At 77.6% G+C, this 1666-nt stretch carries 1 protein-coding gene; it reads left to right on the forward strand.

Annotated elements, in window-relative coordinates; translation table 11 throughout:
* Positions 1 to 1666 (forward strand): polyketide synthase dehydratase domain-containing protein (locus ACFWY6_RS45335; RefSeq protein ID WP_384703758.1); only part of this gene is annotated, 1666 nt, incomplete at both ends.

A 1666-nucleotide genomic window follows, 5' to 3' on the forward strand; every position in this document is an offset into this window, starting at 1 on the left:
GATCCCCGTGGTCTCGAACGTCACCGGCGGCCCGGTCGACCCCGAGCGTCTGCGCACCCCGCAGTACTGGGTGGAGCACGTCCGCGGGGCCGTACGCTTCGCCGACGGCGTCCGGCACCTCGCCGACCAGGGGGTCACCACCTACCTGGAGGTCGGGCCCGAGGCCGTGGTCACCCCGATGGTGCACGCCACCCTCGACCCGGCCCTCGGTGACGACGGGTACGTCGCCGTCGCCACCCTCAAGTCCGGTCAGCCGGAGCCCCTCGCGCTCACCCGGGCGCTCGCCCAGCCGTTCGTGGCGGGGGCGCCGGTGGCGTGGGACCGGCTGCTGCCCGGCGGACGCCGCACCGAACTGCCGGGCTACTCCTTCGCGGGGCAGCGCTACTGGCAGGACGCGGCCGAGTCGACGGCCGGGATCCGCGCCGCCGGTCTGAACGCCACCCGGCACCCGCTGCTCGGCGCCGCCGTGTTCCTCGCCGACGGCCAGGCGGTGCTCACCGGCCGGGTGCTGCCCGGGGCGCACCCCTGGCTCGCCGACCACGCGGTGGCCGGCACGGTCCTGCTGCCCGGCACGGCCTTCCTCGACCTGGCGCTGTACGCCGGTGACGAGGTGGGCTGCCCCCTCGTCGAGGAACTGACCCTGGAGACACCCCTGGTGCTCCCGGCCGACGCCGCCGTGTACCTCCAGGTCGTCGTCGGCGCCCCGGACGACGAGGGCCGCAGGTCCCTCACCGTCCACTCGTCGCCCACCACGCCGACCTCCGGCACCGAGCCGCTGGTCCGGCACGCGACGGGCACGCTGTCCGCGCGGGCCGCGCACCCGGCCGAGGTGTGGGACTGGCCGCCGGCCGACGCCGAGCCGATCCCGGTCGACGGTCTGTACGCGGACCTGGCCGAGCGCGGATACGGGTACGGCCCGGTGTTCCAGGGCCTGCGCACCGCCCGGCGCACGGCGGACGCCCTCTACGCGGAGGTCGAACTGCCCGCGCAGCCGGGCGCGTTCGGCATCCACCCGGCGCTGCTCGACGCCGCGCTGCACGCCGTCACGCTCGGCGTGCCGTCGCTGTCCGGCGCCGAGGGCGCGACGCCGCTGCTTCCGTTCTCCTGGACGGGCGTGACGATGAAGGCGTCCGGAGCGACCGCGGTACGGGTCCGGCTGACCGCCGCCGGAGACGGCGCGGTGTCCCTGGCCGCCGTCGACGCGACCGGGCGCCCCGTCATCACCGTGGACGGGCTGCTGCTGCGGCCCATGTCCGCGGCGTCGGCAGCGGCACCGGACCTGGACGGCGGGCTCCAACTGCGGTGGCGCGCCCTGCCGGTGGACACGGACGGGGCCGCCACGGCGGTCACCGTCGTCGACGTGGAGCCCGGCGACGTACACGCAAGGACGGCCGAGGTGCTGCAGCGCGTGCAGCGCTTCCTCGCCGAGTCGGCGGACGGGGGCGCGCGGCTCGCCGTGGTCACCCGGGGCGCCGTCATGGAGCAGCCCGATCCGGCCACCGCCGCCGTGTGGGGCCTGCTGCGCTCGGCCCAGGCCGAACACCCGGGCCGGCTGCTGATCGTCGACGTGGACACCCGGTCGGACGCGGCCGTCGCCGCGGCCGGGGGGGGCGGGGGCCCCGACGGGGGCCGGACGCCGCGGGCGCGGGGTGGGCCGCCGCGGAGG

Origin of the sequence: Streptomyces sp. NPDC059037 (genome assembly GCF_042740015.1) — a bacterium.
GTDB lineage: Bacteria > Actinomycetota > Actinomycetes > Streptomycetales > Streptomycetaceae > Streptomyces.